Genomic DNA, 6,507 nt, shown 5'->3' on the forward strand with positions numbered 1-6,507 from the left:
GATGACGCTGACGCGGCGCGCATTCATGGGCGGCCTGATGGCCGCCCCTCTTCTTGCGGAACTTGCCGCCAAGGCACATTCCGCCACCATTGCGCGCCGCATCGTCACCCTCGATCTTTTGCCGACGGAGCTTCTGCTCACGCTTGGTTTCAGCCCCATTGCCGTCGCCAATCTTCCGCTTTACCGCAAGCTGGTCGCCGTTCCGTCGCTACCGCTGGAAGTCGTCGATATCGGCCCGCTGCTCGAGCCCAATCTTGAATATCTGCAACATTTGAAGCCGGACCTGATCATGCTGGCCGATTGGCAGATCCTCGGCCAGGACAATCTCGCCCGTATCGCACCGCTCGCCCCGATAAGCACCGTATCCCGCGACAGGCCCGCGGTGGAGCATCTCCAGGACCTGTTGCTGCAGGTCGGCGCCATGGTCGGCAAGGGCGATGAAGCCCGGATGTGGAACGCGCGCGCCGATGACGTTCTTGCGGCCGCACGCCGGAGCCTGGCCGCCCGCAAGCAACGCCCGGTCTATGTCATCCGGCTGGTCGAGGACGGGCGCCACGCCGCGATATTCGGCGGCAATGGCATGATCGGCGACGTCCTGCGCCGGCTCGGCCTGGACAATGCCTTCGATGGCAAGGTCAACGCATCCGGCGTCGCCACCATCGGCATCGAACGGCTCGCCGCCGTGCCGGAAGCGCAGATCGTGCATTTCCATCGCGGCGAGGAAACCGAGCGGGCGCTGCAGCGGCTGCGGCTGAGCCCGTTCTGGAACGCGCTGCAGCCGGTGCGGGAAAACCGCGTCATCGCCATGCCGGTGATCTACCCCAATGGCGGCATTCATTCGGCGATACGACTGGCCAGCCAGCTCGATGCCGCCCTTGCCCCGGATGCAAACCCGCATGGATAGGCGAACCCGCATGGATAGGGGGGCCGGCATGGATAGGGTTTCGCATTCCCTTCGCCCGGCGGCGCTCGTCCTGCTGCTGTCCGCCGTTGCGCTCGCGCTGGCCGCGCGCAATTTCCAGGCGGTGCTGCCGGCGGGCGATTGGTGGAATGCCGTGCTGCACCCGTCCGAAGCCGACATGCGCCAGTTGATGCTGCATTACAGCCTGCTGCCGCGGCTTTGCGCCAGCCTGCTCTGCGGTGCCGCGCTCGGCCTTGCCGGCGTGCTGTTCCAGCAGGTGCTGCGCAATCCGCTGGCGGAGCCCGGCACGCTCGGCGTCTTTGCCGGCGCGAAGCTCGCTCTCGCCGCCGCCACATTGTGGATGCCCGGTCTGCTGGTGCTGGGCCAGGATATGATCGGCTTCCTTGGCGGCAGCCTGGCCGTGCTGCTGGTGCTGGCGCTGACATGGAAGCGCGACCTGTCGCCGCTGCTGGTCATTCTTTCCGGCCTTGTCGTTTCGCTCTACCTCGATGCGATCAGCAAGACGCTCGTTCTGGTCCATTTCGACGCCTTGAGCGATCTGTTCAAATGGCAGGCGGGATCGCTCAGCCAGAACAGCTGGATCATGGTGGCCGGCCTGTTGCCGCGCCTCGGCATCGCGGCCATCATTGCCTTGTTCATGCTGCGTCCGCTGGCGCTGCTCGACCTCGACGACGACGGCGCCCGCAGCGTCGGCCTGTCGCTGACGGTGGCGCGCGCGCTTGCCATTGCCGTTGCCGTGGTGCTCAGCGCCTTCGTCGCCGGATCGGTGGGCGTCATCGGCTTCATCGGCCTCGCCGGCCCGGCCATAGCGCGGTATGCCGGGGCCCGCCGTTTGCGCGAACGGCTCGTCTGGGGGCCGCTGATCGCCGCGGCGCTGCTGACCCTCGCCGACCAGTTCGTCCAGATCGTCGCCGGCGGCGCCGACCTTCCCACCGGCAGCGTCACGGCGCTCATCGGCGCGCCGCTGCTGTTGTGGCTGATCCGCAAGGTGCGGCCGGCGGGTCCCGTCGTCACGCGGCCGAGGGCTGCCCTGCGGCAATCGTCCCGGCCATGGCGCCTGACGGTCATGCTGTTGGCGCTGCTTCTGCTCGTCCTGTGGCTGGCGCTCTCGCTCGGCCGCGTCGAGGCCGGCTGGACCTGGGCGCTGGGCGACGAGTTTCACCTTCTCATGCAATGGCGGCTGCCGCGCGTTGCCGCGGCGGCCGCAGCGGGTCTGATGCTCTCCATGGCCGGCGTCCTGTTGCAGCGGGTGACCGGCAATGCCATGGCGAGCCCGGAGCTGCTCGGCATATCCGCCGGCACCGCCCTGGTGATGATCGTTTCCGTCCTGCTCCTGCCCGGCGCCGACCGCGCCGCGATGATGCTCCCCGCCAGTCTCGGTGCATTCGCAACGCTGCTGCTGATGCTGTGGCTCGGCCGCCGCTCGTCATTCGCGCCGGAACACATGCTGCTGGCCGGCATCGCGCTGACGACAATCCTCGGCGCGGTCATATCCGTGCTCATGTTCAGCGGCGACCCGCGCATCGTCACGGTCCTCGGCTGGCTCGCCGGCTCGACCTATTCCGTCACCGGCCGCGATGCCGCGCTGGTCTGTTCGATCGCGCTGATGATGATCATCCTCGTGCCGTTGACCGGGCGCTGGCTCTCGATCCTGCCGCTGGGCGTCGCCACCAGCAGCGCTCTCGGCGTGACCGTGCGCCGGACACGGCTGGTGCTGCTGGCGCTGACGGCGATCATGACCGCGGCATCGACGCTGCTCGTCGGCCCGCTCAGCTTCATCGGCCTGATGGCGCCGCACATGGCCCGCATGCTCGGGCTGAACCGGCCAATGGCGCAGCTCTGCGCCGCCGGCCTTCTTGGCGCCATCCTGATGGTATTCGCCGACTGGCTCGGCCGGATGGTCGCCTTCCCCTGGCAGATCCCGGCGGGCATCGTCGCCACCTGCCTCGGCGGAACCTATTTCATCTGGCTGGTACGGAAATGAGTTCCACGCTCGCACGGATTTTCACCGGAGACCTCGCCATTGTCGCCGGCATGCTGGCGCAGGCGGATGACCCGCGCGAGACCATCGCCGGCACGGACCTGCTCGACGCGGATGTGCTCGGCGCCCTCATCGCGCGCTTTGCCCGCAACTATGCCGAGCCGGAAAGGCGCGCCGTGGCCTCCCAATGGTCGAAATGGCATTTCTCCACGCTGCTGACGCCTTTCCTCGCCGCCAGCCTCGTCGCCAATCACCGGATGCCGACTGCCCTGGCCGATCTCGACATCGTGCTGTCGCCCGATGGTCGCACTACCGCACTCAGGCTCCGGCACGAAGGAGACGCCATTGGCCCTGCCGATGCTTTCGACCGCTTCGAGCCGCTTCTGACGGATCATCTCGAGCCGGTCATCACGGCACTGGCCGCTGCGAGCGGCATTGCGCCGCGCGTCCTGTGGAGCAATGCCGGCAATATATTCGAGCAGGTCCTGCAACGGCTGAAAGCCGCGCTCGGGCCCGATCACCCCGCCATCGCCGAGACGGTTGAACTGCTCGATACGCGCAAATGGCGCGATGGCCGGCCAAACCGGCTGTTCGAGCCCGTGCGCTACCGGAAAGTCGGTGCCGATCTCAAGCGGCAGCGGCGCGTCTGCTGCATCCGCTACCTCATCCCCAGCCTCGATTATTGCAAGACATGCCCGCTCGACCGGCCCTGACCAGGGCCAGGCTGCGCAGCCCGTCTTTCCCGGCCTTTCGTGCATCTGTGCGCTAGCGTCCAGAGCGAGGCGGCTGCCTGCCCGCTTGCGATCCCGCAATGCGCCGTCGAAGGCAGCTGCCGGCAGAGCCGCAACCAACTGGCGGCGGTTTTCGCCGCTCTCGTCAAGCAGGGCGGACTGGTGTTTTCAAATGAAAAATGGACAAATCCGCAGATTGGACTAGGGTTGAGACAGCGGGCTGGATGGCTCGGCGTTTTTCCCGGTCTCACCTCATTCCACCCTTGAGACCGGTTGAAGGTCAAAACCGTACAAAGCATAGCGTGGCCTGGTTTTTTCCGTCATACCACGGCCTTGAGCAGCATGGACTGCCAAGGGACGGGCTCCAGCCCGACTGGAGCACAAATGACCATAATCGATCCCTCGGCGGTGCAGAATTACCTGCTGAGGAAGCTGCCAATCGAAGCATTTCACTTTCTCTCTCCCGTGATGAAGATCGTCGATCTTCCACTGAAGCGCGTTCTCGTGGAAACCAACCAGCCGAACAGCCATGTCTTCTTCATCGAGCAGGGCCTGGCTTCCGTCGTCGCCTCGACGGGCGATGACGAATCCATCGAAGTCGGCCATGTCGGTTATGAAGGCGTGTCCGGCGCCCATATCGTCCTCAGGGCGGACCGGACGCCGAACCGCACTTTCATGCAGGTCGAGGGGATCGGCGTTTCGGTGCCCGTGGTCGAGCTGGAACAGATGTTCGAGCGCTTCAACATGGCGCGCGAACTGTTCCTGAAATATGTGCATACGGCCGAGCTGCAACTGGCGCATTCGGCGCTCGCCAATGCGCGCTACAACATGCAGGAGCGGCTGGCGCGCTGGCTCCTGATGTGCCACGATCGCCTGCGCGTCAACGATTTGGCGCTGACGCACGAATTTCTCGCGCTGATGCTGGGCGTGCGCCGCTCGGGAGTTACCAATGAGATCCACGTGCTTGAAGGCATGCACGCCATCAAGGCCACGCGCGGAAACATCCGCATCGTCGATCGCTCCCGGCTCGAGGAGATCGCCGGCGGCTGCTATGGCGTTCCGGAACGGGAATATGAACGGCTGATCGGCAACCCGTTCCTGCGCTAGGGCGCTCAGTGCAATCTGCGGTCTCTTGCCCCGGAAGGGTGCTCGAACCGCTTCGATGCCGCCGGTACGCGGCTCATGATCGATACCGGCCGCGCTAGCCGTCCCGGGGCCGGATCGTATCCTTGAACAGGACCGTCCGCAGCAGATTGCCGGCTTCGTCGCAGATTTCGACCCGGCCGCCAGAGACATCATGCCCGCGCAATATGGCGCTGCTCATGAGGAGCCGCGCGTCCTTGATCGCCTCTGCTTCGGCGGCGTCCAGCGATGGGAGTTCGGTTCCATCGCCATCGAACACGCCCTCCTCGCCGGTAAAGAGTTTGAAGATATATCTCGGCATATGGCGCATCCGTTGACGGGTCAGCCAATAGCATAGAGCAGTTGCCGCCTTTGATTCAATCACCGGGGTCGGGGGAAGGTGCCGGGTGCTCAAGGGAATCCGAGGCCGTTCAGGCGGAATTGCACGGATGGATGCCTGTCCGCACATGAAGGCTCTTGCCCGATCTGCTTGTTTTGCTCGGCAATCTGAAGCGCACGATCAATCATTTGTTTTGAGATATAAGGAACGAAGCCAAGACGCTCCCCGCGTTCGAACGAGTCCTGATGGAATTTGAGCCGGTCGGCATCGCCAGCGAGCGCCAATGCCCCGAGGTGCTCGCAGGCAAGGGCTACTTCCGATCGTTTTCGTACCATCACCTTCCCTATTCGGCGGTCCTCGCCGCGGCTTGAACCACGACGCCCGGGCCCAGCCTATGGGCGCCATTCCTGGGTGTAGGGCATGAAATCGAAGCGGCCGTCCTTCTCCAGCAGCACATGTTCGCAGTAGCGATCAATGGCTTCGGCGGGGTCGGCAAGGATGCGCATGTTCTCCACATCGCCGTCGTGCACATGGTAGATCACGCCATCCTGAATGTGGTTCTTGACGAAGAACGCATCGCCCTGTTTGCCGGCCGTGCCCGGCGCATAGAGAAACATCCTGAAATTGATCCAAGGCCAGTGCTTCCGCGGGTGACGAACTCCCGGAATCCGCTCCTCCAGCCATGGCATATATTTCTTCTTGTAACCGCGGAACCGTTCGAGATACCCATCCCAGGTGTCCCATGAGCTTGTCGGATAGGGCAGCATGCGACCGCCAATGCCAATGGTACAGTACTTGGGGATGATCATGCCATCAAAACGGTGGTAATAGGCTTCGCTTATCGATGGTGGCACACTCAGTTGCCGACTCTCCCCGTGCATTCTGGCCGTTTCAGCATAACGCGGGTCGGATGGATTTCCGCCCCAGTGTTCTCTTTCAATCACGACCACCTTGCCCTTGACCACCAAGCCCATGGCCACGAGGAAACCCATGGGCCTGACGCCGTCCTCGAGGGGCATGCTATCCCCAGTAGCACGCACGAAGAGTTCGCCACCATGCATCAGGATGGCGCCGGTGCGCGGCTGATGTTTGCATGTCAGCTCAAACAGCCATTCCTTGCCAAGCTCGAGCGGCGTTAAATAGTCATCCACGTAATCAACACGCATGGCGTGCCGGACGGTGCGAGGGATATCCGAGGCCCTCGTCCAATGGCCGATTACCCGATTGTAGTCGGGACCTGGGGTGAGGAATTCTCTCCTCGTCACAGACGCACAATCTACCGATGCGTATCTCATTCCAACCCCTCGCGCATTCTGTCGATCCTCTTCTCGTCGCGGAACTGTATGGACTTATCAGTCAGCGGATTGCGTCTCTTGACGGCAGTGCTCTCCTTCCGGCCTTCGTTCGATGA

General features: G+C 63.9%; 7 protein-coding genes. 4 read left to right on the plus strand and 3 right to left on the minus strand.

All coding sequences use genetic code 11. The features are described from left to right. Position 1: 1 nt before the first annotated feature. The 4 genes from M8997_RS16645 (at position 2) to M8997_RS16660 (ending at position 4,741) form a co-directional block, all read left to right on the plus strand. Positions 2-904 carry an ABC transporter substrate-binding protein gene (locus tag M8997_RS16645; protein ID WP_250020231.1) on the plus strand — a complete coding sequence of 301 codons (903 nt, stop codon included), beginning with the start codon at positions 2-4 and terminating at the stop codon, positions 902-904. Between the two features lie 28 nt (positions 905-932). After that, on the plus strand, positions 933-2,906 hold the full coding sequence (gene fhuB, locus M8997_RS16650; protein WP_250020232.1) for a Fe(3+)-hydroxamate ABC transporter permease FhuB: 1,974 nt from the start codon (positions 933-935) through the stop codon (positions 2,904-2,906). Then, positions 2,903-3,616, plus strand: coding sequence for a siderophore-iron reductase FhuF (fhuF, locus tag M8997_RS16655; protein WP_250020233.1), 714 nt, complete (start codon positions 2,903-2,905; stop codon positions 3,614-3,616). Before fhuB ends, fhuF begins: the two co-directional genes overlap by 4 nt. Before the next feature lie 402 nt (positions 3,617-4,018). After that, entirely contained in the window at positions 4,019-4,741 is a 723-nt protein-coding gene (locus M8997_RS16660) for a Crp/Fnr family transcriptional regulator (RefSeq protein ID WP_250020234.1), read from the plus strand. A gap of 94 nt (positions 4,742-4,835) precedes the next feature. Here M8997_RS16660 and M8997_RS16665 read toward each other — a convergent pair whose 3' ends face one another. From M8997_RS16665 to M8997_RS16675, 3 genes are all read right to left on the minus strand, one after another. After that, complete coding sequence (locus M8997_RS16665; protein WP_250020235.1) at positions 4,836-5,078, minus strand: hypothetical protein; 243 nt, start codon at positions 5,076-5,078, stop codon at positions 4,836-4,838. Between the two features lie 89 nt (positions 5,079-5,167). Next, positions 5,168-5,431: a hypothetical protein gene (locus M8997_RS16670; protein ID WP_250020236.1), complete on the minus strand. Its 264-nt coding sequence runs from the start codon at positions 5,429-5,431 to the stop codon at positions 5,168-5,170. A 57-nt stretch (positions 5,432-5,488) separates the two neighbouring features. After that, the gene (locus tag M8997_RS16675; protein WP_252597211.1) at positions 5,489-6,262 is read right to left on the minus strand and encodes a hypothetical protein; all 774 of its coding nucleotides are present in this window, start codon (positions 6,260-6,262) and stop codon (positions 5,489-5,491) included. Positions 6,263-6,507 lie beyond the last annotated feature (245 nt).

It is taken from the genome of Phyllobacterium sp. 21LDTY02-6 (assembly GCF_023554255.2).
Classification (GTDB): Bacteria; Pseudomonadota; Alphaproteobacteria; order Rhizobiales; family Rhizobiaceae; genus Phyllobacterium.

Bases quoted from the DNA above. Each gene is read 5' to 3' on its own strand.
- M8997_RS16675 (WP_252597211.1), bottom strand. From the start codon at position 6,262: ATGCGTGTTGATTACGTGGATGACTATTTAACGCCGCTCGAGCTTGGC.
- M8997_RS16665 (WP_250020235.1), bottom strand. From the start codon at position 5,078: ATGCCGAGATATATCTTCAAACTCTTTACCGGCGAGGAGGGCGTGTTC.
- M8997_RS16670 (WP_250020236.1), bottom strand. From the start codon at position 5,431: ATGGTACGAAAACGATCGGAAGTAGCCCTTGCCTGCGAGCACCTCGGG.
- fhuF (WP_250020233.1), top strand. From the start codon at position 2,903: ATGAGTTCCACGCTCGCACGGATTTTCACCGGAGACCTCGCCATTGTC.
- fhuB (WP_250020232.1), top strand. From the start codon at position 933: ATGGATAGGGTTTCGCATTCCCTTCGCCCGGCGGCGCTCGTCCTGCTG.
- M8997_RS16645 (WP_250020231.1), top strand. From the start codon at position 2: ATGACGCTGACGCGGCGCGCATTCATGGGCGGCCTGATGGCCGCCCCT.
- M8997_RS16660 (WP_250020234.1), top strand. From the start codon at position 4,019: ATGACCATAATCGATCCCTCGGCGGTGCAGAATTACCTGCTGAGGAAG.